This is a genomic window from Nocardioides oceani (assembly GCF_030412965.1).
In the GTDB taxonomy this organism is placed as follows: domain Bacteria; phylum Actinomycetota; class Actinomycetes; order Propionibacteriales; family Nocardioidaceae; genus Nocardioides; species Nocardioides oceani.
In genome coordinates, this window is the sequence record NZ_JAUHJQ010000163.1 from 1 (window position 1) to 277 (window position 277).

General features: G+C 42.6%; 1 protein-coding gene. It reads left to right on the top strand.

Features of this window, described 5'->3' with window-relative positions:
* Nucleotides 1–32: 32 nt before the first annotated feature.
* The coding region (locus QWY28_RS24830) for a hypothetical protein (protein WP_300955359.1) at nucleotides 33–277 on the top strand (245 nt) is incomplete at its 3' end.

Consider the following 277-nt stretch of genomic DNA (forward strand, 5'->3'; position numbering starts at 1 on the left):
TGAATCATATGCTGACAGCACTTGTATTCTGCGTGTATCCGCTCTATCTTTTTATGCTGTTTGAGGACAAAGATCCATGGCTCTGGCGCGCAATACTTGTTCCGGCAGTGTCCTTTGTGGGACTTTCCATTGTCCGGAAAATCATCAATGCGCCTAGACCGTATGAAAAATTTGACATGCCGCCGGTGTTGGAAAAAGACACAAAAGGAAAATCATTTCCAAGCCGGCATGTATTTTCTGTTTTTATTATTGCGATGACGATTTTTTATGAGCATCC